The sequence below is a fragment of the Mycobacterium sp. NGS41 genome (genome assembly GCF_059812725.1).
Window position 1 is genome coordinate 19,739 of the sequence record NZ_JCALDF010000034.1, and the last position, 24,978, is coordinate 44,716.

The 24,978-nt window shown below is 65.9% G+C and carries 29 protein-coding genes; 12 read left to right on the plus strand and 17 right to left on the minus strand.

Features of this window, described 5'->3' with window-relative positions:
* The first annotated feature begins 31 nt into the window (after positions 1–31).
* The gene (locus AC5Y21_RS22235) at positions 32–736 is read left to right on the plus strand and encodes a helix-turn-helix transcriptional regulator (protein WP_499915548.1); all 705 of its coding nucleotides are present in this window, start codon (positions 32–34) and stop codon (positions 734–736) included.
* Here AC5Y21_RS22235 and AC5Y21_RS22240 read toward each other — a convergent pair.
* Genes AC5Y21_RS22240 through fdxA form a run of 5 tightly spaced genes read right to left on the minus strand, consistent with a single transcriptional unit; the run spans position 717 to position 3,532 of the window.
* The gene (locus AC5Y21_RS22240) at positions 717–1,664 is read right to left on the minus strand and encodes an NAD(P)H-dependent flavin oxidoreductase (protein WP_499915552.1); all 948 of its coding nucleotides are present in this window, start codon (positions 1,662–1,664) and stop codon (positions 717–719) included. The two genes, AC5Y21_RS22235 and AC5Y21_RS22240, sit on opposite strands and share 20 nt — an antisense overlap.
* 1 nt (position 1,665) lies before the next feature.
* Positions 1,666–2,013: a cupin domain-containing protein gene (locus AC5Y21_RS22245; RefSeq protein ID WP_499915555.1), complete on the minus strand. Its 348-nt coding sequence runs from the start codon at positions 2,011–2,013 to the stop codon at positions 1,666–1,668.
* Positions 2,014–2,043: 30 nt separating this feature from the next.
* Positions 2,044–2,418, minus strand: a complete 375-nt coding sequence (locus tag AC5Y21_RS22250) for a hypothetical protein (protein ID WP_499915634.1) — start codon at positions 2,416–2,418, stop codon at positions 2,044–2,046.
* 56 nt (positions 2,419–2,474) lie between these two features.
* Positions 2,475–3,152, minus strand: coding sequence for a helix-turn-helix transcriptional regulator (locus tag AC5Y21_RS22255; protein WP_499915557.1), 678 nt, complete (start codon positions 3,150–3,152; stop codon positions 2,475–2,477).
* Positions 3,149–3,532, minus strand: a complete 384-nt coding sequence (gene fdxA / locus AC5Y21_RS22260) for a ferredoxin (protein ID WP_499915560.1) — start codon at positions 3,530–3,532, stop codon at positions 3,149–3,151. The genes AC5Y21_RS22255 and fdxA overlap by 4 nt, the downstream gene beginning before the upstream one ends.
* A gap of 54 nt (positions 3,533–3,586) precedes the next feature.
* On the opposite strand from fdxA, the gene AC5Y21_RS22265 reads away from it, so the two are divergent.
* The 3 genes from AC5Y21_RS22265 (at position 3,587) to AC5Y21_RS22275 (ending at position 6,715) form a co-directional block, all read left to right on the plus strand.
* Entirely contained in the window at positions 3,587–4,222 is a 636-nt protein-coding gene (locus AC5Y21_RS22265) for a DUF2249 domain-containing protein (RefSeq protein ID WP_499915564.1), read from the plus strand.
* Complete coding sequence (locus AC5Y21_RS22270) at positions 4,222–5,034, plus strand: class I SAM-dependent methyltransferase (RefSeq protein WP_499915568.1); 813 nt, start codon at positions 4,222–4,224, stop codon at positions 5,032–5,034. Before AC5Y21_RS22265 ends, AC5Y21_RS22270 begins: the two co-directional genes overlap by 1 nt.
* 106 nt (positions 5,035–5,140) lie before the next feature.
* Entirely contained in the window at positions 5,141–6,715 is a 1,575-nt protein-coding gene (locus AC5Y21_RS22275; RefSeq protein ID WP_499915571.1) for an adenylate/guanylate cyclase domain-containing protein, read from the plus strand.
* On the opposite strand, the gene AC5Y21_RS22280 is transcribed toward AC5Y21_RS22275, so the two are convergent.
* From AC5Y21_RS22280 to AC5Y21_RS22300, 5 genes are read right to left on the minus strand one after another with little or no spacing between them, the layout of a single operon-like run.
* Positions 6,712–7,938 carry a lyase family protein gene (locus AC5Y21_RS22280; protein WP_499915574.1) on the minus strand — a complete coding sequence of 409 codons (1,227 nt, stop codon included), beginning with the start codon at positions 7,936–7,938 and terminating at the stop codon, positions 6,712–6,714. The genes AC5Y21_RS22275 and AC5Y21_RS22280 overlap by 4 nt on opposite strands.
* Positions 7,935–8,567: a protocatechuate 3,4-dioxygenase subunit alpha gene (gene pcaG / locus AC5Y21_RS22285; protein ID WP_499915578.1), complete on the minus strand. Its 633-nt coding sequence runs from the start codon at positions 8,565–8,567 to the stop codon at positions 7,935–7,937. The genes AC5Y21_RS22280 and pcaG overlap by 4 nt, the downstream gene beginning before the upstream one ends.
* Entirely contained in the window at positions 8,560–9,324 is a 765-nt protein-coding gene (gene pcaH / locus AC5Y21_RS22290) for a protocatechuate 3,4-dioxygenase subunit beta (RefSeq protein WP_499915581.1), read from the minus strand. The genes pcaG and pcaH overlap by 8 nt, the downstream gene beginning before the upstream one ends.
* 29 nt (positions 9,325–9,353) lie before the next feature.
* Positions 9,354–9,839, minus strand: coding sequence for a hemerythrin domain-containing protein (locus AC5Y21_RS22295; protein WP_499915585.1), 486 nt, complete (start codon positions 9,837–9,839; stop codon positions 9,354–9,356).
* Entirely contained in the window at positions 9,836–10,810 is a 975-nt protein-coding gene (locus AC5Y21_RS22300; protein ID WP_499915588.1) for a Rieske (2Fe-2S) protein, read from the minus strand. The genes AC5Y21_RS22295 and AC5Y21_RS22300 overlap by 4 nt, the downstream gene beginning before the upstream one ends.
* 282 nt (positions 10,811–11,092) lie before the next feature.
* Here AC5Y21_RS22300 and AC5Y21_RS22305 point away from each other — a divergent pair, with 282 nt between their 5' ends.
* From AC5Y21_RS22305 to phtC, 5 genes are read left to right on the plus strand one after another with little or no spacing between them, the layout of a single operon-like run.
* Entirely contained in the window at positions 11,093–12,457 is a 1,365-nt protein-coding gene (locus AC5Y21_RS22305; RefSeq protein WP_499915590.1) for a Rieske 2Fe-2S domain-containing protein, read from the plus strand.
* Positions 12,454–12,984: a 3-phenylpropionate/cinnamic acid dioxygenase subunit beta gene (locus AC5Y21_RS22310; protein ID WP_499915592.1), complete on the plus strand. Its 531-nt coding sequence runs from the start codon at positions 12,454–12,456 to the stop codon at positions 12,982–12,984. The genes AC5Y21_RS22305 and AC5Y21_RS22310 overlap by 4 nt, the downstream gene beginning before the upstream one ends.
* Positions 12,981–13,256, plus strand: coding sequence for a dihydrodiol dehydrogenase (locus AC5Y21_RS22315; RefSeq protein ID WP_499915594.1), 276 nt, complete (start codon positions 12,981–12,983; stop codon positions 13,254–13,256). The genes AC5Y21_RS22310 and AC5Y21_RS22315 overlap by 4 nt, the downstream gene beginning before the upstream one ends.
* The gene (hcaB, locus tag AC5Y21_RS22320; RefSeq protein WP_499915596.1) at positions 13,253–14,053 is read left to right on the plus strand and encodes a 3-(cis-5,6-dihydroxycyclohexa-1,3-dien-1-yl)propanoate dehydrogenase; all 801 of its coding nucleotides are present in this window, start codon (positions 13,253–13,255) and stop codon (positions 14,051–14,053) included. Before AC5Y21_RS22315 ends, hcaB begins: the two co-directional genes overlap by 4 nt.
* On the plus strand, positions 14,050–14,787 hold the full coding sequence (gene phtC, locus AC5Y21_RS22325) for a 3,4-dihydroxyphthalate decarboxylase (RefSeq protein ID WP_499915597.1): 738 nt from the start codon (positions 14,050–14,052) through the stop codon (positions 14,785–14,787). The genes hcaB and phtC overlap by 4 nt, the downstream gene beginning before the upstream one ends.
* Here phtC and AC5Y21_RS22330 read toward each other — a convergent pair.
* Positions 14,784–15,581, minus strand: a complete 798-nt coding sequence (locus tag AC5Y21_RS22330; protein WP_499915599.1) for an IclR family transcriptional regulator — start codon at positions 15,579–15,581, stop codon at positions 14,784–14,786. The two genes, phtC and AC5Y21_RS22330, sit on opposite strands and share 4 nt — an antisense overlap.
* Before the next feature lie 44 nt (positions 15,582–15,625).
* Entirely contained in the window at positions 15,626–17,281 is a 1,656-nt protein-coding gene (locus AC5Y21_RS22335; protein ID WP_499915602.1) for an acyl-CoA synthetase, read from the minus strand.
* Between the two features lie 104 nt (positions 17,282–17,385).
* Between AC5Y21_RS22335 and AC5Y21_RS22340 the strand changes: the two genes are divergently transcribed.
* Positions 17,386–18,060 carry a DedA family protein gene (locus AC5Y21_RS22340; protein WP_499915604.1) on the plus strand — a complete coding sequence of 225 codons (675 nt, stop codon included), beginning with the start codon at positions 17,386–17,388 and terminating at the stop codon, positions 18,058–18,060.
* Positions 18,061–18,064: 4 nt separating this feature from the next.
* On the opposite strand, the gene AC5Y21_RS22345 is transcribed toward AC5Y21_RS22340, so the two are convergent.
* Positions 18,065–18,667, minus strand: a complete 603-nt coding sequence (locus tag AC5Y21_RS22345; RefSeq protein ID WP_499915606.1) for a TetR/AcrR family transcriptional regulator — start codon at positions 18,665–18,667, stop codon at positions 18,065–18,067.
* A gap of 155 nt (positions 18,668–18,822) precedes the next feature.
* On the opposite strand from AC5Y21_RS22345, the gene AC5Y21_RS22350 reads away from it, so the two are divergent.
* Positions 18,823–19,257, plus strand: a complete 435-nt coding sequence (locus AC5Y21_RS22350) for an anti-sigma factor antagonist (protein ID WP_499915608.1) — start codon at positions 18,823–18,825, stop codon at positions 19,255–19,257.
* Between the two features lie 120 nt (positions 19,258–19,377).
* Entirely contained in the window at positions 19,378–20,481 is a 1,104-nt protein-coding gene (locus AC5Y21_RS22355) for a glutamate--cysteine ligase (RefSeq protein ID WP_499915610.1), read from the plus strand.
* A 6-nt stretch (positions 20,482–20,487) separates the two neighbouring features.
* On the opposite strand, the gene AC5Y21_RS22360 is transcribed toward AC5Y21_RS22355, so the two are convergent.
* From AC5Y21_RS22360 to AC5Y21_RS22375, 4 genes are all read right to left on the minus strand, one after another.
* Positions 20,488–21,255: a sulfite exporter TauE/SafE family protein gene (locus tag AC5Y21_RS22360; protein ID WP_499915636.1), complete on the minus strand. Its 768-nt coding sequence runs from the start codon at positions 21,253–21,255 to the stop codon at positions 20,488–20,490.
* Positions 21,256–21,322: 67 nt separating this feature from the next.
* On the minus strand, positions 21,323–22,549 hold the full coding sequence (locus AC5Y21_RS22365) for a TetR/AcrR family transcriptional regulator (protein ID WP_499915611.1): 1,227 nt from the start codon (positions 22,547–22,549) through the stop codon (positions 21,323–21,325).
* Positions 22,546–24,093, minus strand: a complete 1,548-nt coding sequence (locus AC5Y21_RS22370; protein WP_499915613.1) for a long-chain-fatty-acid--CoA ligase — start codon at positions 24,091–24,093, stop codon at positions 22,546–22,548. Before AC5Y21_RS22370 ends, AC5Y21_RS22365 begins: the two co-directional genes overlap by 4 nt.
* 40 nt (positions 24,094–24,133) lie before the next feature.
* Complete coding sequence (locus tag AC5Y21_RS22375; protein ID WP_499915615.1) at positions 24,134–24,961, minus strand: SDR family NAD(P)-dependent oxidoreductase; 828 nt, start codon at positions 24,959–24,961, stop codon at positions 24,134–24,136.
* Positions 24,962–24,978: the final 17 nt, after the last annotated feature.

The following is a 24,978-nucleotide window of genomic DNA, read 5'->3' on the forward strand; positions in this document are numbered from 1 at the left end:
GAGTTTTGTCCGTTAGAAATGGGGTCTGCACATGGATCTGGAGCGCGACGCCGCCGGGATCGGCGCCCTGACGGATCCGGTGCGCCACCAGCTGTACCAGTTCGTGTGCGCGCAACCGGCGCCGGTCAGCCGCGACCAGGCCGCCGACGCTGTCGGGATTCCGCACCACCAAGCCAAATTCCACCTGGACCGGCTCACCGCCGAAGGCCTGCTGGAAACCGATTACGCACGCATTTCCGGACGATCCGGTCCCGGCGCCGGACGGACCGCCAAGCTGTATCGCAGGGCCGGCCGCGACATCGCGGTGAGCCTCCCGCAGCGGGAGTATGGGCTGGCCGGACGGCTGATGGCGACCGCCATCGCGCAATCGGCCGCCACCGGCGAGCCGGTGATCGAGGTGCTCAACCGGATCGCCCACGACTACGGCAAAGCGATCGGCGCCCCAGCCGAGCCCCCGACCGACGCCGCGACGGCGCTCCGGCTGGCTGGCGACGTGCTGCGCCGGTACGGCTACGAACCCCGCCCGGCCGACGGTGAAGTCCAATTGGCCAACTGCCCGTTCCACGCATTGGCGCAGGAGCAGACGGAGTTGGCCTGCAACATGAACCACGCGCTGATCACCGGCCTGGCCGACGCGCTGGCGCCCTACGGCCCCGACGCCCAGCTATGCCCGGGTGCGAATCGGTGCTGCGTCGTATTGAAGCCTCCGCCGGGCGTCAGGTCCCCCAGGCGGTGAGCAAACGCTCCGCACCCGCACACATCGTCTCGATGACCTCGCCCACTGTCGCCTCGTCCCCGATCATCCCGACGCCCTGACCGGCGTCGACGGGTGCGATCCGGCGGTCGTCGGCGGCGGTCGCGGCGGCCAGCTCCGCGCTGGCCGGACGATCAGCGGCCAGCGCCTCCTCGTGACCCGTCCAGCGCGCCACGAAGTCGTTGGCCAGCACGCGCGCCGGAAACCGCGCCGGCCACGGCCGACCGTTGGCCACGTCGAATACGCGGGTGACCCTGGTGTCGGTGGCACGGGCCGCGATCAGGGCGCGCCGGCTGCCCTCGCCGGTGAGCGCTTCCGGACAGGCCGCCAGGCGGGTACCCACCCACGCCCCGCTGGCACCGGCGGCCAGCACGGCGGCCAGGCTTCGCGGCGAGGCGATGCCGCCACCGGCCAGCACCGGCACCGATACCGCATCCAAGACGGTGTCCAGCAATGGCAGCGTCGCAAGCTTCACGTCCCCATGGCCGCCGCCCTCGGCCCCGCGGGCAACGAGTATGTCGATGCCGGCGTCCGCCGCCTGTTGGGCCCCCTGAACGTCGTACACCTGTGTGGCGGCGAGGATTCCGGCGTCGTGCGCCTTGGCGACCCAGGACCAGTCGGTGCCAAAGCTGACCGACAAGAGCTCGGGCCGTGCGGCCAGGGCATCGTCGAAAAGCCTGGGCTCGTTGCGCATCACCCAATCGACCAGCCCGATGCCGAACCTGCCGCTCAGGTGGCGCAATTCGGCGGCCAGCAATTCGGCCGTCGCGACGCTGCCCATCCCGACCATGCCCAGACCACCGGCGGCCGTTACCGCGGCCGCCAGGCGGCCACCGGCGACCCCGCCCATCGGCGCGTTGAGGATCGGTACTCGCAGGCCGAAGCTGCGCGACCAGGGGGTAGCGAGCACCCTAGTGCGCAGCGCCCGGCTGGGACTTCGGCACGGTCAGCATGACCACCGAATCCTCGACGGCGTGCAGGGCATGCCGCAGCGGCGGAATCGCGACGTAGTCACCGGTCTTGCCGTCCCACGCGTCGTCGCCTGCGGTGAGTCGCACGTGGCCCTGCAGCACCTGCAGCGTCGCCTCGCCGGGGCTGTCGTGCTCGGAGAGATCATGGCCGGCAAGCAGCGCAAGCACCGTCTGCCGAAGTTCGTGGGTGTGACCGCCGTGGATGGTGTGCGCGGCCCGACCGCTGTGCGACTTTTGGGCCTCGGTCAGCTTTTCGGCGGCCAGGGCGGTCAGCGAAATCGATTCCATCGGAGCAGTCCTTATCAGCCGTTGTCTCGGTTATGCGGTCAGTAGCAGTATCCCCGCCACCACCAATGCGACCGCCTTGACCGCCTCAAAACCGACGTAGGCGAGGTGACCACGGGAGCGGGGTCCCTCCGATCCGGCGAGCACCTGGTCGGAACGACGGGTCAAGCGTGGGCGCACCGCGATCAGCTGGACAGCCAGCGCGACGAACGCCACGGCAAATGCGACGGTGACCCGCGCCGGCGTGGGCCCGGCCACCACGATCGCCAGGATTATCAGGGCGAAAGCGACCTCCGCGGTGTTGAGCGCACGAAAGACCAGGCGCCCGATGGCGAGCCCGATCTGCAGCGTCACACCGGGCGCCCGGAACTTCAGCGGGGCTTCCAGAAAGGAGATGGCCAGCACCATGCCAAGCCAGACGAACGTGACCGCGACCGCGATGGCGGTTCCGCCGGACCCGACGGTCACTGGGCGGCTCCCACCAACTTGAGATGGGCCAGACACAGATCCGGTTCGACGAACGGCTCAAGGCGATCGACGGTGACCGGCGCCGACCACGTTTGCAGAGCTCCCTGCATGAGCCCCAGGTGGATCGGACACACAATGTTGTTTCCGTTTTCGGCCAGCTCCAGAAACGGGCAGTGCCGGAGGCCGACCTGTTTCTCCCCTTCGGATGTGCGCAGCTCGGGAGCGAACCCCAGCTCGTCGAGCACGTCCACGAGGCGTTCGATCGATGCGTCGGCGCTCACGGCGGCCTCCGGCCCCGATTGCACCTCCGATTCGACCTTCTGTCCCCAGGCCCGGCCCGCGGCCAGCGCTTTGGCGCTGGGATCCTCGTCGGCGGCCAGGCCCAGGCTGAGAATCTCGGCCAGCAGCTTGTAGTGCCGCGTCCCGCCCCGATCCATCTGCCGGACCGCCTGGAACATCAGCGGTGGGCGCCCCGGGCCTCTGCGGCCGGGCTCGACCTGCTCCACCTGCCCGTCGCCGACCAGGCTGTCGAGGTGGAAACGCACAGTGTTGGGGTGCACGCCCAGCACATCGGCGAGCTCGATGATGCTCATCGGAGCGGTCGACGCGCGCAACGTCTGCAGCACTGCGCGACGACGACCCGCGCTTTCTTCGTTTGACCTAATGTCGCTCACGCTCCCTGTGCGTCTTCAGTGTCGTCAACGTCGTCGGCATCTTCTGCTCTCGGCTGGGCGGCTACCAGAGGGGCGTCGACACCGAGTGGACCGACCTTCGCGGCCCCGCCCGGAGAACCCAATGGCGCGTCCCTACCCGGCAACGTTTCGGCAAAGAACGCCTCGTTGTCGGCCAGGTAGGGTTGCAGCTCCCCGGGCAGGTCATCTTCGTAGTAAATCGCATCGACCGGGCAAACGGGCTCACATGCGCCACAGTCCACACATTCGTCCGGATGGATGTAGAGCGCTCGACCGCCCTCGTAGATGCAATCCACCGGGCATTCGTCCACGCACGCCCGGTCCATCACATCGATGCATGGCTTTCCGATCACGTACGTCATGGGCTAGAGTTTACACAATACCTATTGTAAATACTATCAACCAGGAGAAAGTCCATGGCAGACAGGGAACTTCAGGAACTGGACGTCCGGCAGCTGCGCAAGCCCGACAAGCACCCGACTATCTTCGCCACCTACTCCGCACTGCAGACCGGCGAGTCGTTCGTGCTGGTGAACAACCACGACCCGAAGCACCTGCGGGCCGAGTTCGATGCCGATCACCCGGGCAGCTACGACTGGGAGTATCTCACCAAGGGCCCCGAGCTGTGGCGCATCCGGATCACCAAGCTCACCTCCACCCCACTGCCGCAAATTCTGGTCAACACCAATGAGCTGGTCGATGCGGCCGGCGCCGAAGTGGACGCGACGGGTGCGGTGTGGAAGCTGCAGGCCCGCGAGCGCGATCTGGATTCAAACGTCATCGCGCTGCCCCCCGGCGGCAGAATCGACGCGCACTCCGGGCCCGATCTCGATGTGTTGATTCACGTGTTGTCCGGCGATGGCACACTGACCACCGAAATGGACGCAATCGACCTCTCCCCCGGCGCCTTGCTGTGGTTGCCCCGACGTTCACGCCGCCAGTTCGACGCCGGCCCCAACGGGTTGCGATACCTCACCGTGCATCTTCGGCGCCAGGCGCTGGTGCTGGAGCCGTTGGGTGGCGTGAAAAACCAAGTGCAGCAGGCAGTCTGATGGCCACTCAGCGAGAAGAGTCGCAACAACCCCTGCCGTCGTCGAAGCGTCCCGACGAAAACGTGCAGGGACATTGGTTGCTCGCGCGACTGGGCAAGCGGGTGCTGCGCCCAGGCGGCGTGGAACTCACCCGCACCCTGCTGGCCCGTGCCGAGGTCGCCGACGCCGACGTGGTGGAGCTCGCCCCGGGCCTGGGCCGCACCGCCACCGAGATTCTGTCCCGCCAGCCGCGGTCCTACCTCGGCGCGGAAGCCGATCCGGACGCGGCCAACTTGGTTCGCAATGTCGTCGCGGGACACGGAGAGGTCCGGGTCGCCGACGCGGCCGCCACCGGATTGCCCGATGCCAGCACCGACGTCGTCATCGGCGAAGCGATGCTGACCATGCAGGGCGACGCGACCAAGCACGCCATCGTCGCCGAGGCGGCCCGAGTGCTACGGCCGCACGGCCGTTACGCGATCCATGAACTGGCGCTGACGCCCGACGACGTTTCCGAGGAGATCAGCACGGACATCCGGCAGTCGCTTGCCCGTGCGATCAAAGTCAACGCGCGCCCGCTCACTGTTCCGGAATGGTCGCAGCTGTTGGCCGGCCACGGCCTGATCGTGGACCACGTCGCGACCGCACCGATGGCGCTGTTAGAACCCCGGCGAGTGATCGCCGACGAAGGCCTGTTCGGTGCGTTGCGCTTCGCCCGGAACCTGCTCGTTCATCGGGACGCGCGCAAGCGGGTGCTCGCGATGCGCCGCACCTTCCGCAGACACCGCGAGCGACTGGCGGCGGTGGCCATCGTGGCCCGCAAACCGGGCTAGCCCAGCCGGGCCGTCGCCCCCGCATCAGTCGAGGATCCCCGGTCACCAAATCCCCTCGCTCGCCGGCGGTAAGGTCCTAACCTGGGCGTATGTCCGAAGGACTTTCTTGGCCAAGTTGATCGTCCTGCGCGAAGAGCAGGACCATGTCTTCGAGCTGAGTGACCACACGATCAGTGTCGGCCGCGCACCGGACAACACGCTTTGGCTGGACGACCCGGGTCTCTCCCGACACCATTGCGAGTTCCGCCGCCGCGGCCGGCACTGGGTGCTGCGTGACCTCGACAGCTTCAACGGGTCGTTCGTGAACAACCTTGCGGTGACGGAACATACGCTGCGCGCGGGCGACCGCATCCAGCTCGCCGCGACTGTGCTCTACTTCGTGCCCGACGAGGGTCCCGATGGCCTGGACGTCTCGGCTCCCACCCCCAAGGCTGCGCTGGCCGAGAGCAAGGAAGCCCAGCGGATCACCAGCCAGAAGCTGCGGGATATCACGGCGCTCATCGAAACCACCAAGGCCCTCAACAGCGAACTCGACATGGCGAAGGTCCTGGAAACGATCGTCGACAAGGGTGTCGAGCTGATCAAGGCCGAGCGCGGGTTCCTGATCCTGGTGCACGACGGGGAGCTCGAATTCAAAGTGGCCCGCAGTCGCGACCGAACCGACATCGCCGACCCGTCGAAGCTGATCTCGCGTTCGGTGCTCGACAGCGTGACGGACACAGGCGAGCCGGTGCTGACCACCGATGCGCAGACCTCGCTGCGCGGGTCGAGGTCGATCATGGCGCTGGAAGTGCGCTCGCTTATCTGCGTGCCGCTGCGCCTCAAGGAGCGCCTGCTCGGCGCGCTCTACGTCGACAGCAAGTTCACCGAGACAAAGTTCAACCAGGAGTCGCAGAACCTGCTGCACGCCTTTGCCGACCAGGCGGCCATCGCCATCGGGAACGCCCGCCTGTTCGACGAGGTCGCCGCGTCACGCGAGGCCGAGCGGCGGGTGCGCCAGATCTTCCAGAAGTACGTGCCCGAAGACGTTGTGCGCGAAGCGCTCAACATGAAGGACGGCGGCCGGCTGAGCGCCAAGCTCACGGCGACAGTGCTTTTCAGCGACATTCGCGGCTTCACCGCGATCAGCGAGAAGCTACCCCCAGAGGAGGTAGTCGGCTTCCTCAACGACTACCTGCAGCGCATGGTCGACATCGTCTTCGACGAGGGCGGGATCGTGGACAAGTTCATCGGCGACTCCGTCATGGCCGTCTTCGGCGCGCCGGTGGCGAAGCCGGACGACGCTGCCCGTGCCGTTCGCGCGGCGCTACGGATGATCGAGGAGGTCGAGCGCTTCAACGACCAGCAGCGCCGGAAGGGCGGCGTCGAGGTCGATGTCGGCGTCGGCCTGCACACCGGCACACTCATCGCCGGGAACATCGGGTCGGATCGCAAAATGGAGTACACCGTGATCGGCGACACCGTGAACGTTGCGAACCGGGTCGAGTCGCTGAATCAGAGGATGCGGACGAACGTCCTGATCACCCAGGAGTGTTACGAGGCGACCGGCAAGGTCTTCGTGGTGCGCGAGCTGCCGCGGATGCAGGTCAAGGGCAAGGCCGAGCCGCTGCAGGTGTACGAGGTGCTGGGCGACAAGATCACTGCTGTGTCAACGGAAGTCCTGCGGAAACTTAATCGCTAACCCCCGCTCAGTGCCCGCCGGGCCCGCTGCAGGCTCTCGTCAATCAGACGGTCGACGGCGCCAAAATAGGTTGCCGACGGCGCTTTGTCCACCAGGTCGGCGATGGCGCGCTGTTCACCGAGAACATCTGTGCCGCGCAGGTTCTCGGCCATTTTTTCGGTATGCACATGTAGGCCGGCCAGAAGTTCGGCGCACTGGGAGCCCGCCACCACGGCGCGCCGGGCCAATGTCCGCAACGTTTCCCATTCGGCGTGCCAGGAACCGTCCGGACGTTCGTCGTTGGCCAGCGCGGCGGCGCTGTGCAGGGTCGCCGCCAGGGGTGGGGCCGAAATGGCAGCTCGCCGAATCAAAATGGACAACACCGGATTGTGCTTGTGCGGCATTGACGACGAGCCGCCGCGCTTTTCGGTGGCGGGCTCGCTCAACTCGGCGATCTCCGGGCGGACCAGGGTGACGACGTCCGAGGCGATGCGGCCCCAGCAGTCGGTGCAGCCGACGAGAGCGTCTGCGGCCGCGGTGACCGGCGTCCGGGTGGTGTGCCACGGTGGGCGGATGTCCAATCCCAGAGTGGCTGCGGCGCTTCGCACTACGCTCTCGGCGACCGCCGACGGATCGGCAGCGCCGGTGAGCAATGTCGCCAATTCCGTCGTGGCAGCCCATGTCCCGACGGCACCGCCGAACTGTACCGGTGTGGGCAGCGCGCTGATCTGCCGATAGGCGTCGACCACGCCGTCGAGCCAGCCGGCGGCCTTGGCGCCGAAGGTGCTGGGGGCCGCATGCTGGGTAAGGGTGCGGGCGACCATGGGCGTGGTCCGGTGGGCTGTTGCGAGCGCCGACAGCGACGAAATCTGTTCCGCGAGTAGCGACATGAGACGATCCGCGACGTCGCGCATGCCTAGCATCAGGGTGGTGTCCAGAACATCTTGACTGGTGAGTCCGCGGTGGATCCAGGGCGCGATCGCCGGAATGGCCCGCTCACGCAGCATCGAGACCAGGCCGATGATCGGGTTGCCGCCGTCCTCGGCGGTGACCGCGAGCAGCTCGCCGTCGCGCTCACCCAGCAAGTGCCAGAGGTCGGCGCCGGCGCAGTCGGCGGGCGCCAGACCGGCTGCGGCCAGCGCACCCAGCCAGGTGGATTCCACGGCCACCATCGACTGCAGCAACGACTGATCCGTCATGAGCCGGCCGGCGCGATCGTCCCCGGGCCATAACAGATTCGTCATCGCAGATCGCCTGAATCGCCTGAATCGTCCTGGAACGCTAAAAATACCGTCTCGTTCGGGCCCTGCAGGTGAATGTCGAAACGGTAGCCGCTGCCGCTGTCGGTGACGCACAGCAGGGTGGCCCGTCGCCGCGCGTCGACAATGGACAACAACGGATCGCTGTCCAGGTCGCCGTCGGGCAGGTAGGCGCGGGTGAACAACCTGTCCAGCAGCCCCCGCGCGAACACCACGATCGCAAAAAAGGGCGCGCTACCTTGCCGAGCAGACGCAAAAGCCCCCGACACGCCGTGCGTGCGGGGGCTTTTGCGTCTGCTCGCCACACCTGGGCGCGCCGTGGTGAAGGCGTAACGGCCGTCGGCGTCGGTGGCGGCGCGGCCCCAGCCGGTAAACCCTGAACCGTCACGGCGCAGCGAACCGGCTTGTCGCGCAATGCGACCGGCGCTGTCCGGCTGCCAGAGTTCGACCAGCGCATCGGGGACCCCGCAACCCGCGCCGTCGTAAACCGTTCCGTGCAACTGAATCGCGTCCGGGTCCACCTCGCTGACCAGCGAGCTGTCGCCGCGATACGGCAATCCGAGACCGAAGAATGGTCCCACCGTTTGCCCTGGGGTGCAAGCTAATTCAGCCATTATCATTTTCGGTCCAGGTTCGGCGACTGCCGGACAGCACGATGTCCCAGCGGTAACCGGTCGCGTATTCGGGCTCGGTGATGTCGTGGTCGTAGGCGGCGATCAGTCGTTGGCGCGCATTGGGGTCGAGGATCGATTGGAAGATCGGGTCCAGGTCGAACAGCGGGTCGTGTGGAAAGTACATCTGGGTGACCAGCCGTTGCGTGAAAGCGGTTCCGAAGACCGAGAAGTGGATGTGCGCCGGCCGCCACGCATTGTGATGATTGCGCCACGGATAGGGGCCGGGCTTGACGGTCAAAAACCGGTAGCTGCCGTCCGGCCCGGTCAGGCAACGGCCGGCGCCGGTGAAGTTCGGGTCGAGCGGGGCCGGGTGCTGGTCGCGCTGATGGTGGTAGCGCCCGGCGGCGTTGGCTTGCCACACCTCGATCAGCTGGCCCGCTACCGGCCTGCCGGATCCGTCGAGCACCCGCCCGGTCACGATGATGCGCTCCCCGATCGGTTCGCCGGCGTGCCCGGCTGTCAGATTGGCGTCGAGCACGTCGACATCCTGTGGACCGAAGCACGGCGCCCAGTGTTCGATCTCCTCGGGGTCGACGACCAGCAGCGGGCTTTTCGGGTGGCGCAGCGTGCTGCTGCGGTACGGCGGATAGTCGAGCCGCGGCTGAACCGCATCATGCCCCTGGTATTCGGCTGCGATGCGGGCGATCTCCGCGGTGATGTCGGCTTGCGACGCAACGGGCTCCGATGCGGCCTTCACGAAGCCTGAGGCTACCTTGGCACCCCCGTTTACAGTGCGCGGATCAGCGCGGCCCGTCCCTTGGTACGCAGCTTGTGCAACGCGGAGCCGCGGTATTGCTCGATTTTGGCGGTCATCTTGTTGCCCAGCTCCTCGAGTTCCGCATCGGTGAGCTTCACCGGATGAGGCGCGGGAATCATGTCTCGCTCCTCTTCGTCGGCATGCGCTTCCAGCACGGTCTTGAACGAGTTCCACTCGTCTTCGTATCCGGGCGCGCTCTGCGGGGTTTTCAGCATCATGGAAAGCTGATCAATCACCTGGCGATGCTCGGCATGGGCTATCGCGATCAGCCTGCTGGCCTCCCGCAGGGCGGGGTAGTAGAGGTCGTCTTCGATGCGGAAATGAATGTCGAGTTCGATCAGCATCTCGTCGAGAAGCGCATGGCGCTCCGGGCTGTCGAGCGGTGCCTCGCTGACCTTGCGGCCCAATCCTTTGAGCACAATGTGGTGCTCTTTCAAGACGTCGTAGGCATTCACTTCGCTCCTCCTTTTGCGATCCCTACGGCCCCGCCCAGAGCGTGCTCCTCACCGCGGACCTCGACCATTCCGTCGACCAGCCGGGCCTGATAGCACGGCAGCGGCGCCGCCGCCGGACCGCGTATCACGTCTCCCGACTCGGCCTCGAACCACGAGCCGTGCCAAGGGCACACGATCCGGCCGCGGTCTACCCAGCCGTCGGCCATCGGAGCCGCCAGGTGCGGGCAGAACTCGCCGAACGCGGCGACCTCCCCGGGCTTGGTCTGGCACACCACCAGGCCGACGCCGTCGACCTCGACCCGTACCGGCTTCCCGTTCAACGAGCTCGCGGGCAGCACGGGCGTCCACTCTTTGGTGCGCAACCGCTCACCAGACTGGTCGATGCCGATGCCGGACTCGAACACCAGGGCGCCGCCCAGGTAGCTGCCGCCGACGGTGATGCCGTAGCCCAGCGCGGTGAGGGCGATCCCGCGGCCGTGGCGGCCCTGGCGCCGATCCCACCAGGACAGGGCGTACAGCGCGGTCGCGGCCAGGTTCACCACGCCGTGCACCAACCCCACCCGACGGTCCTCCTCGTGGGTGTGCTGCCAGTCGGTGACCCCGGTGACGGCCGAACCGACGCTCGCCAGGATGCCCAGTCCGAGGGCGCGGCTGGCGAACCTCGACGCATCCAGGACCTCAGTGGCGGGCCGGCCCGGCAGCAAGCTCAGGGCGTCCAGTGCCACCGTGGTGCCGAGCGCTCCGCTGGTCAGCGACGCCAGCGGCGGATGGACCGGGTGTCCGAGCCAGACGCCGTGCAGCACATTGGTGACGCGGTTACGCGCACCGCCCAGACCGTTGTAGGCGAAGCTCAGTGCGTGCTCCAGCCGATAACTCGGCCGGTCCAGCCACTCTTGACGACCGATAGCTGCCAGCACCCGGGACCCGAGTTTCTGCAAGAGACCCTCGGCACGCCGTGACCGATCAACCATGGCAGCAGTCCTTCCTCAAATACGGAGCCAGAGGCGTAGTAGTCAACGCGCTATCGGGGATTAATCCCGTACAAATCCGTGCCTGCGTAGATAGTTACCACCGTAGCGTGTCGATATTTCACCATATTTCACGGCACCCCCGCCCTGTCGGTGTGAGCTCCCTGTGAATTGGCTCGCTGTTGCATACGGATAGGCGACCGGCGCATTGACTGCGAACCCGCCACCGGGGATTCTTTATTACAGAGGAAATTTCTGTAGAGCAGACAAAGGCGGGAAGCCGTAATGGGTCCACTGACAGATCATCGTTCCGTCGCCGAGAACATTCGGCGGGGCATGGTCCCCGCTTACATCTACAACGACAAAGAGCTGTTCGCGCTGGAGAAAGAGCGGCTGTTCAGCCGGGCGTGGATCTTCGTGGCGCACGAGTCGGAGATCCCGCAGGACGGCGACTACGTCGTGCGACGGGTGCTGGACGACTCGTTCATCATCGCCCGCGGTTCGGGTGGCGCCGTACGCGCGATGTTCAATATGTGTTTGCACCGCGGCATGCAGGTGTGTCGCGCGGAGATGGGTAACGCCTCCAACTTCCGTTGCCCGTACCACGGCTGGAGTTACCGCAACGACGGCCGCCTTACCGGATTGCCGTTCCACCAAGACGCCTACGGCGGCGACGAAGGGTTCGTCAAGAGTGGTCAAACCCTTTTGCCGGCACCGAATTTGGCGAGCTACAACGGTCTGCTGTTCATCAACTTGGATCCGAACGCGGAGCCACTGGAGGATTTCCTCGGCGACTTCAGGTTCTACCTCGACTTCTACACCAAGCAGAGCACCCACGGCCTGGAGCTGCACGGACCGCAGCGCTGGCGGATCAAGGCGAACTGGAAGATCGGCGCCGAGAATTTCTCGGGCGACATGTACCACACGCCACACACGCATGCCTCGATCGTCGACATCGGCCTGTTCCGCGAACCAAAAGCCCAGAAGCGCAAGGACGGTGCCACCTACTGGGCACACCGCGGCGGCGGAACCACCTACAAGCTGCCACCCGGCGGCTTCGACGAGCGGATGCGTTACGTCGGCTACCCCGACGAGATGATCAGCCGGATCAAGGACGTCTGGTCGCCGCGGCAGCAGCGGGTGGTCGGCGAGGACGGTTTCATGATCTCGGCCGCCACCTGCTTTCCGAACCTCAGCTTCGTGCACAACTGGCCGAAGGTGCACGAATCCGGTCGCGCCGATCAGAAAAGCGAAGTCCTGCCGTTCATCTCGATCCGGCTCTGGCAGCCGATCAGCGAGAACGAAACCGAGGTCTGCTCGTGGTTCGCGGTAGACTCCGCGGCACCGGCGGACTTCAAGAAAGACTCGTACAAGGCTTATTTGATGTGCTTCGGGTCGACGGGCATGTTCGAGCAGGACGACGTCGAAAACTGGGTGTCGCTTACCACCACCGCCGGCGGCTCCATGGCGCGACGGCTACTGCTGAACAGCCGGATGGGCCTGCTCGCCGACGACCGCGCCGTCATCGACGCGCTGCCTGCCGAGGCCTTCCACGGACCGGGACGCGCCCAGGTGGGCTACAACGAATACAACCAGCGGGAGTTACTCAAGTTGTGGGCGGGGCAACTGGAATCGCCGGTGCCCGTATGAGAAAGTCGTTGCCGTTTAACGACATACGGCATCTGCAAGCGCATCAGTTCCTGGTCGACGAAGCTTACCTGCTGGATGCCCAGCAGTATCGTGCGTGGCTGGACACGATGACCGACGACATTCACTACGTGATGCCGGTCCGCGTCACCACCGCACGTGGCGCCGGCTTCGACACGTTGTCTGGGAGGGCATCGGGAATGGACCATTTCGACGAGGACAAGTATTCGCTGAGCCAGCGGGTCGCGCGGCTGGAAACCGAACATGCCTGGACCGAGGATCCGCCGTCGCGGTTGCGTCACTTCATCACCAACGTGCGCTGTTTCGAATGCGAGGACCCGGGCCAGCTCGTCGTCGAGTCGGCCGAGCTGCTGTTCCGCAGCCGCGGCGACGTCAACGAGAGCGCGCTGCTGTCCTGTGGTCGCGAAGACCTGCTGCGCTGGTGCGACGATCAATGGAAGTTGGCCCGCCGCAAGATCATTGCCGACGAGTCGGTGTTGCGTATGCAGAACCTGGCGGTGTTCCTGTGAATTCCGAGCTGGAACGCTTACTCGACGGAACTGTAGGCCAACCGCTAACGGTCGCAAATGAATTCACCGATGTAGAAGTACGCCGGGTGGACACCCGCAATGGGTCGCGGCTGCTGATCACCTCCCCCAAGACCGGGCAGTGGATTAGTCTGGACGCCTTGGAGGTCGAGGCGTTGACGTGGCAGAACCCCCGTACGCTGGCTGCCATGGTCGGCAATTCCTACGCTCCGCTGCTCCCCGACGAGCCCGACGAGGGCGAGCCCCAACTGTGACCGATTGGCTGCATGGCAAGCGGGCCCTTATCGTGGGCGGCGGATCCGGAATCGGCCGTGCCGTCGCCGACGCATTTCTCGCCGAGGACGCGAGAATCACTGTGCTGGAAATAGATCGGCGCAAGTGCGACATGCTGCGCGAGCAACTGCCAGGAGTGCCGGTGGTCGAAGGCGACGCCGTCACCCGGCAGGCCAACGAGCACGCCGTCAACGTCGCGGTGGACGCCTACGGCGGCCTGGACACTCTGGTCAACTGCGTCGGGGTGTTCGACTTCTACAAGGGCATCGGCGACATCAACGCCGACGACCTTTCCGTCGCGTTCGACGAAATGTTCCGGACCAACGTGCTCAGCCATCTGCAATCGGTCAAAGCCGCGGTGCCGTGGCTACGCTCCGCAACCGGATCCTCGATCGTGCTGGCCGAATCCACGTCATCGTTCTACCCCGGACGCGGCGGCGTGCTGTACGTGTCGTCGAAGTTCGCGTTACGCGGGCTGGTGGCCGCGCTGGCGCACGAGTTGGCACCGGCCATCCGGGTCAACGGGGTGGCCCCGGGCGGCACGCTGAACACCGACCTGCGTGGCCTTGCCAGCTTGGGTCTGGACGGCGTTCGCCTCGACGACACCCCCAACCGCGTCCGCGACCTGGCCGCACGCACTCCCCTGAACGTCGCGCTGTCCGCCGAAGACCACGCGTGGAGTTTCGTGTTCCTGGCGTCCGACCGCTCCCACGGGATCACCGGCGAGACCATCCACCCGGACGGCGGATTTCGTATCGGTCCGGCCAAGCCGACATGACGCAGCCAGAAACGCTGGACCAGCAACGGGATCTGGTGGCGCAGGGCTGCAGAGTCGCCGCGGCCCGCGGACTGGTCGACGGCATCCTCGGTCACCTGAGTCTGCGGGTCGACGACGACCACCTGCTTGTCCGCTGCCGAAGCGACAGCGACACCGGGGTGGCCTTCACCCGGCCGTCGGACATCCGCCTGATTCGGTTCGACGGCAGTGCCGGCGCCGATGGCGAACTCGACGGTTACCGAGTGCCCAACGAGCTGCCCATCCATGTCGAAACCATGCTCGCCGACGCGCAATACCGGGCCGTCGCGCATCTGCATCCACCCGCCATCGTCGCCGCCGATCTGGCCGGCATCGCGATCCGGCCGATCTACGGCGCCTACGACATTCCGGGTGCCCTGCTCGCCCGCTACGGGGTGCCAGTCTACGAACGCGCCGTGCTAATCCGGAACTCGCGGCTGGGCAAGGACATGGTGGCGGCCATGCGCGGCGGGCCGGTGGTGATCTGCCGTGGACACGGAATCACCAGCGCCGCAGCCACCGTGCAGCAGGCGGTGCTGCAGGCGATCAGCGTCGACGAGCTGGCCCGGATGTCGTTGCGGGTGCGCGCAGCCGGCGGGACCCTGCGCGACATCGACGACTCCGACTGGGAAGACCTGCCGGACCTGGGTCCTGCGTTCACCGCCGAAGCGGCCTGGCGGCACGAGACTGCCCGGCTCCCCCGGTTGGACGACTAGCCCAACCGGTCCCCGATTTCCTTGGCCGCCTCGATAAGTGCGGAAACCACGGTGGTGTACTGCGAGCTGTCCAACCGGTTCTGCGGAGCCGCGGCGTTGAGCGCCAGGCGCAGTCCCGGAGCGCGGGTCGGGATCGGAACCGCAACCGAGGCAACACCTTCCTCGCTCTCCTCACGATTGACGGCATAGCCGCAATCGCGGATACGGGAAAGCTCGGCCTCCAATTCGGTGCGGCTTCCGATGGATTGCGGGGTGATTTGCTCCAACTTCTCATTCGGAAGTAGTTGCCGCAGTTCGGATTCGGGCAACTGTGCCAGCATGGCCTTGCCCGTCGAAGTACAATGCGCGGGCATCGTGCGTCCCAGCCGGGAAGCAACCCGAACCGCGGCCGGACCCTCCACTGCGGCGACGAAACGGACGTTGGCGGCGTCGAGCATCCCGACATGAATCGTTTCGCGGAGGCGTTCGCTGACATTGCGCATGATCGGCATGGCGGTCGCCGGAACATCGATGCGGCCGAAGATCGCGAACGCCACACTGGTCAGCGCAGGCCCCGGAAGATACGCCTTGGACACTGGGTCTTGTCGTACGAAACCGCGGTAGGTCAGCATCGCCAGCAACCGGTGTGCGGTGGACGACGCCACGCCCAAGTACCTGGTCGCCTCGCTCAACCGGATCTGGGGCTGCTCGCCCAACAGCAACAGCAGCTTCAGCGCGTTGTCGACCGACTCGATCGGATACTGCGGCGCAAGCGAAGCCGATGCATCCACCGCCCGCTGCCGCTTGTTCGGCATGACCGTGAGACTACCTTTGACGCGCAGCAATCAGACTGATTTCTTCAACTAGTCTGTGCCACTTGAGCTTTTGCCCACCGATAGTCGGCCTTGCCGGACGGTGAACGCTGCAGCTTGGCGCAGAAGACGATTTCTTTGGGCAGTTTGTAACGCGCAATGTGCTGCGCGGCCACGGCGATGATGCCGTCGGCGCCCACCTGCGCGCCTTCGGCCAACTGCACGAGTGCGACGACTTCGTTTCCCCACCGGGCGCTGGGCCGGCCCGTCACCACCACGTCGTAGACGGCGGGATGCTCGGCGATGGCGGCCTCCACCTCTTCGGCGAAGATCTTCTCGCCGCCGGAGTTGATGGTGACGGAATCCCTTCCGAGCAGCTCGATTTGGCCGTCGGCTTGCCAGCGGGCCCGGTCGCCCGGCACCGAATGCCGGATCCCGTCGATGACGGGGAAGGTCTTCGCGGTCTTCTCCGGGTCGCCGAGATACCCCAGCGGAATCAGGCCCTGCTGGGCCAGCCAGCCGATCTCGTCGTCACCGGGCGACAAGATCCTGGCCAAATCCTCGCTGACCACCACCGCGCCCGGATTCGGGGCGAAGTGGCCAGAGGCACTCTGCGCGCGATTGGAGAACTGACCCATCTGCGCTCCGGATTCCGATGAGCCACCCGTGTCCAAGATCGTCAGGTGTGGCAGCAGCTCGACGAATCGCTGTTTGAGCGGCGCGCTCAGCGCGGCTCCCCCGCTGACCAGGACCATCAGGCCGGACAGGTCGTAATTGCCCGACTCGAGTTCCTCGACCAACGGCCGGCCGAAGGCGTCGCCGACGATCGACAGCGAGACCGCGCGTTCCCGGCTGGCCAGCGCCCACACTTCGGCCGGATTGAGGTGGGTGGTGGTGGGCGCCATGATGAACGGCCGTCCGGCGCACAAGTTGATGAAGGCCGCCCACTGCGCCGCGCCGTGCATGAGCGGTGCGGCGGTCATCGAACCCGGTCCCTCGGGTCGCGAACGCTCGACGATCTCCTCGAGGCTGGTCACCATCTCGCTGGTGCCGAAAGTCCGCCCGCCCATGGCGTTCATGTAGATGTCGTGCTGGCGCCACAGCACCGCCTTGGGCAGCCCGGTCGTGCCGCCGGTGTAGAGCACATAGAGGTCGTCGGGCGAGGGTGCGACGTCGAGCGGCTCGCCGGACATCCCCGACATCTCAGCCATGGAAGCCAGCAGTTCCTCGTAGCGCACCGCGCCGGGTAGCGGATCGTTACCGGATCCGTCCTCGACATGGATGAGGTACGGCGCGCGGCCCAGCTTCTGCAGCGCGTCGGCGAGCGTCGGGGCAAACCGCGCGTGATACATGATCGCGTCGGCGTCCGCATTGCCGAGCAGATACACCAGTTCATCGGCGACGTAGCGGTAGTTGACATTGAAAGGCGCGACCCGGGCCCGATACGCGCCGAGCATCGCTTCGAGGAACTCGATGCAGTTCGCCAGGTACAGCCCCAGGTGGCTTTGGCCGGACTCGTAGGGCGCCAGCTCGGAGCGTTCCCGACGGACACCGAGCCCCCACTGGTGCAACGCGCGCGCGATGCGGCGGGCACGTTCGTGGGTCTGCGCGAAGGTGAGGCGCCGATCCCCGAACACGATGCAGTCCCGGTCGGGGTTGGCCGCAGCCACCGCGCCGAAGACCTGCGCGAGGTTGAACTCCATTGCGCAATTGTGCCGAGCAGACGCAAAATCGCGTGATTCAGGCCTGAATTACGCGATTTTGCGTCTGCTCGCCGTACGAACCGCCGGTCAGGCATTCTGTACCCATGAATGTGGCCGACCTGCTCCACTCGATCCCGCCGATCCTGGTGTATCTCGTGGTCGGCGGCGTGGTCGGGGTCGAGAGCCTGGGCATCCCGCTGCCGGGGGAAATCGTCTTGGTCACAGCGGCGCTGATGTCGGCAAAGCCCGAGTTGCACATCAACCCGGTCGGCGTCGGCGCCGCCGCCGTGGTCGGCGCGGTGGTCGGCGATTCGATCGGCTACACGATCGGCCGCAAGTTCGGCATGCCGCTCTTCGAGCGGCTTGGCCGGCGGTTCCCGAAACACTTCGGTCCCGGCCATGTTGCGCTCGCCGAAAAGTTGTTCAACCGCTGGGGAGCGTGGGCGGTGTTCTTCGGCCGTTTCATCGCGTTGCTGCGGATCTTCGCCGGGCCACTGGCCGGCGCGCTGAAAATGCCCTACCCGCTCTTCCTGGTGGCCAACGTTTCGGGCGGCATCTGCTGGGCGGGCGGCACCACGGCGGCCGTTTACTTCGCCGGAGCTGCCGCCGAACGCTGGATGCAGGACTTCTCCTGGATCGCGCTCGTCGTCGCCGTCGTGTGCGGCATCATCGCCGCGATCTTGCTGCGCGAACGCACATCCCGGGCGATCGCCGAACTCGAGGCCGAGCATTACCGCAAGACGGGCACGACGCCGCCTGAAAAGGCCGACGCCGCCTGAAAAGTCAGTCGGCCACCGCTACCGGCCGGTGCTCCTCGATCAGGACGCGGGCCATCTTCTGCGCACGCTGAGCCGCATTCGAATCACCCACCGCGGCGAGAATGATGGCGCCCTTCATCAGGATGTGCCAGGACCAGGCGAAGTCCTCCACATCGCTGAGCCCGGCCGCTACCGCGCGCCGGCGCACGATGTCGCGGACGTTGTCGATATGAGTGATGCTGGCCTGTCCGGCGGGATGCTGCGCCCCCAACTCGAGCAACACGTTGATGAAGGAGCACCCTTCATAGCCGTCGCGGTTCTGAAACCAGTCGTGCAGGACGTCGAAGATCGCCAGCAGCCGCTCCTCGGGGTTCTCGCCGCGAAGTTCCGACTGCGCCTCGATCAGGCCATGAGTCCAGAGTTGCTCGCGGCGGTCCAAAACGGCCAACACGAGGTCGTTTTTCGTCGCGAAGTGACGGTAGAGAGTTGCCTTGGCCACGCCGGCGCGCTCGATCACCTCGTCGGTGCCCACCGCGCGGATCCCACGCCGACTGAACAGGTCGTACGCGGCATTCAGAATGCGCTCGCGAGGCGACACAGCAGCCGTCGCGGCGTCCAAGCGGGTCATAACGATCCTTACCATACTCACAAGCCGCGATACGTAGACAGACCGCCCTGTCTTGTTATACAAATGAGATTCCGCACTAGCGGAGTCTGTCTTCAGACAACAGGACGGGCATCCATCCTGGCGCCCCCTCGTGCCAGTTGATTAGGGAGTCCATCATGCGGCTGGCCATAGCAGAACCCATTTCCACACACCTGACGCTCAGCACGCGACTGGTCTACGAGCTCGGTGATCCGCACAGCACGTTGCGCGCGACCACCGACCGCAGCGGCCCGGCCGTACTCATCCACGCGGGCGGTGAGGTTGACGCCTGCAACGAGCAGACCTGGCGGCAGCTGGTCAGTGAAACGGCCAGCGTCGTTTCCGCACCCGGGCCTTTCATCGTCGACGTCAGCGGGCTTGATTTCATGGCGTGCTGCGCGTTCGCCGTCCTGGCCGACGAAGCGGAACGGTGCCGGCGTCGCGGTATCGAACTGCGCGTGGTGGCCCGTCAGCCGATCGTCAGCAGAATCGTCAAGCTCTGCGATCTCAGCGGGTCACTGTCCGTTTACCCGACTGTGGACTCCGCGCTTGCGTCACCGCTTGCCGGCTAGCCCGCTGGCCTGGCAACTGCACTCATAAGCTCAGTCGACTACACGCTCGTAGCGCGCGATGTTTGCTGCGCGGGGTCGGGGTAGGTTGCGGGATATGAGCGCCCGTCACGCGGAGGCGGGGTGAACGAGCCTCCGACCATCGGTGTCGAGGAAGAGTTCCTCCTCGTCGATCCGCTGTCCGATGAGCCGATCCCGCTCAACACCGAGGTGGCGGCCGAAGCCCGGCGCGAGGGCGTAGAACTACAGCTGGAACTGAGCAGCTGTCAGGTCGAAACGACCTCCGACGTGATGGCTGACAGCACGCAACTCCGTGAGGAATTGGCCCGGCTGCGGCGCATCGCGGCCACGGCCGCCGAGGCCGCCGGGGCTCAGCTGTTGGCCCTGGGGCTTCCGCCGGTCACGCCGCACAAGTTCCCGGTCACCGACACCGAGCGGTACCGCCGGATCGGCGCGGAGTACGGGATGGTCGCGCACGAGCAGGGCATCTGCGGTTGTCATGTGCACGTGCAGGTGCCCGACCGGGCGGCCGCCATCCACGCCAGCAACTGGCTGCGGCCGTGGCTGCCGTCGCTGCTGGCACTGTCGGCCAACTCGGCGCTGTATCGCAACACCGATTCCGGCTACGCAAGCTGGCGCGGCATCCTCTGGAGACGCTGGCCCGTCGCCGGGGCGCCGCCGTTCTTCTCCTCTATCGACGATTACGACCGCACGGTGCGCATGCTGGTCGACACCGGCATCATTGTGGATCAGGGCATGGTCTATTGGGATGTGCGGCCATCCTCTGATTTCCCGACGGTCGAGGTGCGGGTGGCCGACGTGCCGGCAACGGTCGCGGAAACGGTCCTGCTTGCCACCCTGATCAGGGCGGCGGTGATGACAGCGGTCGACGAGCGCGCCCAGGGCGACGACACCGGTGCGGTCGGGCACCTGCCGCCTGCCGCGCTGCGGGCCGCGTACTGGAAGGCCGCCCACGACGGGTTGTCGGGACACACGCTGGACCTGGTCCACGGCCGCGGCGCGGTGCCCGCCCGTGAGCAACTGGGCGCGCTGGTGCGACGAGTGCGTCCGGCGCTGGAGGCGATCGGTGAATATGACGGCGTCGCAACCGAACTCGACCGCATCGCGACGTACGGCAACGGCGCCATGCGCCAACTCCGGGCCTGGCGGAAGCGCGGCGACATGACCGACGTCATTGCCGAAGCCGCCGCTGCCACACTGAGCTGACTGGCGCTACACCGAGAGCAGGCGGTACAACCCGATCAGGCCGACCACCACGATGGCGGCGCGCAATGAATTCTGCGACAGCCGACGCCCGTAGCGCGCCCCGATCACTCCCCCGATCAGCGAGCCCGCCGCGATCACTACGGCAATCGGCCAGCTGATGCGATCCCAGGCCACCCACGTATAGCCAATCGCCGCAACGATATTCACCACCGTCGACAACAGGTTCTTCGCTGCGTTCATGCGCTGCACCGATTCCGGCAGCAGTGCGCCCATCACGCCGACCAGCAGGATGCCTTGGGCGGCGGTGAAATAGCCGCCGTAGACGCCGACGGCGAAGGTGCCGACCACCAGCACGGCCATGCGCATCGGCGTGACGTGTTCGGCGCAGCGCCCCGCATTGTCAGCCCGCCGCCGTGCCCACGACTGAATCCACGGACCGATCACCACCAACAGCAAGGCCAGCACCAGTAGGACCGGCACGATCCGGGCGAACACCTTCTCGGGCAAGTGCAGCAACAAGAAGGCACCCAACGCGGCGCCGGCCACCGAGGCCGGGATCTGCCACCGCAGCCGATCCCATTGCCCACGGAGCTCAGCGCGATAGCCCCAGGTGCCCGAGACACCGCCGGCCACCAAACCCACCGCATTGGACATGGTGGCGGTGACCGGCGGATAGCCGAGGGCGACGAGGGTTGGGAACGTGATCAGGGTCCCGGAGCCGACGACCGCATTGATCGCGCCGGCACCGAACCCGGCCAAGCCGATCAACGCCATCTGGGAACCCAACACTGCGCAGCACCCTACCCCGATCGGCCGCTGCGCTTGCCGATGTGTGAGGTATCTAACGCGGCTGCGACCCAACGTTTTTCGCCTTAACGCTTGAAGTCTTCGAACCCTCGGCGCCGAGCAAGGCCACTGCGATATCGACCACGACAGCCTCGACACCTGAGAGATTCCGCAATCGCGGAATTACCGCGATGTCGTTGATCAGCATTTGGGCGGCTTGCACCCTGATCCGCGCTTCGGTGATCGTCCAGTCGGTGTGCAGTTGTCTGACTAGGTGTAGCCACTCGTCGATATAAGCGCGTTGGGCACTCCTGGCGCGTGGGCGCTCCGACTCTGGAAGGTGCATTTCCTCGGTGAGCAGAATGTCAACGATGTGGGGGTTGCGGAATGCAAACGTCTGGTAGCTGAGCACCACTTGATGCAGCGCATCGGCCGCGTCATGGGTATGCGCGACAGCGGCATTGAACGCCAGCCAAAGCCATTCGTTACCGCGTGACATGACGGCGGCCAGGATGTCGGCCTTGGCCGGGAAGTGGTTATAGACGCTGGGCCCGGCGATGCCGACGGCGGCGCCGATGTCGTCGACGCTGACGCCGGAGAAACCCTTCTCGGCGAACAGCGTCACAGCCGACGACAGGATCGCTTCTCGTCGGGAATGTGCGACCACACCGCCGCGAGTCGCACGCGAGCCTGCCGGACTCAGCTCGGCAACAGAGTTGAGAGGCACCTCGATCAATTCGGTCAGCAGGGCCGAAAATCCCGGCTCTGGCATTGAGAGCCGGTGAAACGAGATGCTATTCGCAACACCGAGCGCACACCACGCCAACAGGTCGGCCTGCGCAGCTTGCAGTTCGGGCCGCTTGTCCCGGATGCGACCCGCGAACCGCTCGCCAACCCGACGGGCAAGGCGGCGCAGCCTTTTTCGGTCGTCGGCCATCAGGTGACGGTCTTCGCGCCGCCATAACACACCAACGGTGCGGCGGTCCAGGACAGCGCGCGCCAGAACCGCCGCCAGGTCACTTGAGGCGTCGGCTCGCGTCAGTGCGTCGTCGACACTGGTGATCGCGTCCTCGATAACTGTTGCCAGCAGCGCGTGTTTACCGCGGAAATGCCGATACAGCGCCGACGGGCCCACGGCCACCGCGTCGGCGACATCGGACATCGAGACGTTGCCATATCCCTTTTCCCAGAAGAGGACGGCAGCCGCCTCGATGATCAGCTGGCGCCGGTTGCGCGGTCGCGTTCCTCTGGCGGGTTGGCCCACGGACTCGTAGTTTGTCAAGAGATCTGCTTGCCGCCTGGATTCCAATAGCGTTCCCGCAGTTCGCGTTTGAGTACTTTTCCGGCGCCGGAAACCGGCAACTCAGCGACGAATTCCAAGCTGCGGGGCACCTTGTAGCCGGCAATGAGCGCTCGGCAGTGCTCCTGTATCGACTCCTGAGTTGTTGCGCTGCCAGGACGCAACACGATGACGGCATGGACCCTTTCGCCCCATCGATCGTCGGGCACGCCGATGACCGCCACCGCAGCGACAGCGGGATGGCTGGCAACGGCGTTCTCGACCTCGGCGGAATAAACGTTCTCGCCACCGGTGATGATCATGTCCTTGAGGCGGTCGACGATGTAGATGTAGCCGTGCTCGTCCATCAATGCCATGTCGCCGGTATGCATCCAGCCGTCGCGTACCGCGGCGGCCGTCTCCTGCGGCCGGTTCCAATAGCCCAGCATGACGTTGGCACCGCGCACGACCACTTCACCGACCTCGCCGCGCGGGACCTCTTGATCGTTTGCGTCGACGACCCGCATTTCGGCATGTGGTAAGGCCCGTCCGGCGGATCGCCGCAGCGACGGGTTGTCATGATCGGCCGGCGGGAGGAAGGTGGCCGCCGGCGCCAGCTCGGTCATCCCGTACGCCTGGCCTAAAGCCGTTGCCGGAAGCGCTTTTCCGACCCTTTCGACCAGTGCTTCCGAGATCGGTGAGGCACCGTAGGTGAGATGCCGTAGCGAGCTCAGATCGAACCCGGCGGCATCGGGGTGGTCGATCAGCATCTGGATCATGGTCGGCACCAGCAACAGGTCGGTGACCCGGTGGTCGCTGACCGCCTTCGCCACCCCGCCGGGGGTGAACGACGACACGAACACGTGGGTAGACGCCGCAGTGCTGCCGGCAATCCACATGCCTATCGCGGCCAGGTGAAATAGAGGTGCCGCGTGCAGGATCCGCCCACGGTCGGTCAGGAACTGGCCACTGGCCAGACTGCCCAGAGCCGAGGTCATCACGTTGGTGTGGCTCAGCATCACGCCCTTGGGATGCCCGGTGGTGCCACCGGTGTAGAAGATGCCGAACAGCGCGTCTCCGCCGCGTCGCGCATCCGCGATCGGCTGCGAACCCGCAATAAGTTCTTCGTAGTCGACCATGCCCCTCGGGCAGGATTCCTCACCGCAATAGACGACGGCCGACAATTCCGCACCCGCGGCACGGATTTGCGGCACGACCGCGGCGAACGCATCGTCGACGAGCAGCACCCTGGTTCCGGAATCCTTGAGCGAATAGGCGATTTCGACGGGACTCCAACGGATATTGACCGGATTCACCGCGGCGTCGGCCCAGGGTACCGCGTAGAAGTATTCGTGGTACCGGTCGGAGTTCAGCCCCAGAAACGCCACCCGGTCATCGCTCTGCACGCCCAGACCCTGCAGAGCCCCGGCCAATCGCGCGATGCGATCCGCGGATTGCCGCACAGTGCAGTGGCGTTCGCCGAACACGGTCAGCGTCATATCTGGATTCTGCTGCAGCATGCGGTGCAGCGACTGGGTGACATACATCGTGCCTCCTGCAGGGTGCGTGCTCAGAGCGAGCGCGCGCCTAGATGTTCACTCCGCCGCCACAGACCAGAGTCTGTGCGCTGACGTAATCGGATTCGGGTGTGCACAGCAGGTAGACGGCGCCGGCAGCTTCCGTGGGTGTGCCTGCCCGCCCCAGCGGGATGAGCTGTTCCATGGCGGCCAGCAGTCCGGGGTTGACTCCGACCTGAATCTCTTTGCCCTGCACGGTAATCTTCCCGCCACCCGCTGGTGCGTCGGTGAGTCGGGTCTTGATGAATCCGAACGCCACCGAGTTGACGGTGACGTTGTAGCGTCCCCATTCCTTGGCCAGCGCCTTGGTGAGGCCGAGGATGCCGGCCTTCGCCGAGGCGTAGTTGGCCTGCCCGGCGTTACCGCCCACACCGGCCAACGACGAGATGTTGACTACTTTGCGGCAGGGCACCGGCTCCCCGGCTTCCCGGGCGCGCTTGACGAGTCCGCTGATGACCGGCTGCGCTGCGCGCAGGATGTGAAAGGGTGCCTTCAGATGCACGTCCAGGATCGCGTCCCACTGCTCGTCGGTCATCTTCTGAATCACTGAATCCCACGTGTAGCCCGCGTTGTTGACGATGATGTCCAGACCGCCGAACGTATCGACTGCCGTCTTGACGAACCGATCCCCGAAGCCGTCGTCGGTGACACTGCCGACGCAGGTGACGGCTTTGCCACCAACCGCTTCGATGGCGGCGATGGTCTCCGCGGCCGGCTCGGCGTCGAGGTCGTTCACCACGACGCGAGCGCCTTCGGAAGCCAGCTTGATCGCGATTTCCCGCCCGATGCCGCGGCCGGAGCCTGAAACAATGGCGACCTTGTTCTCCAGAGTTCCCATGTGTACCAGTACCTTTC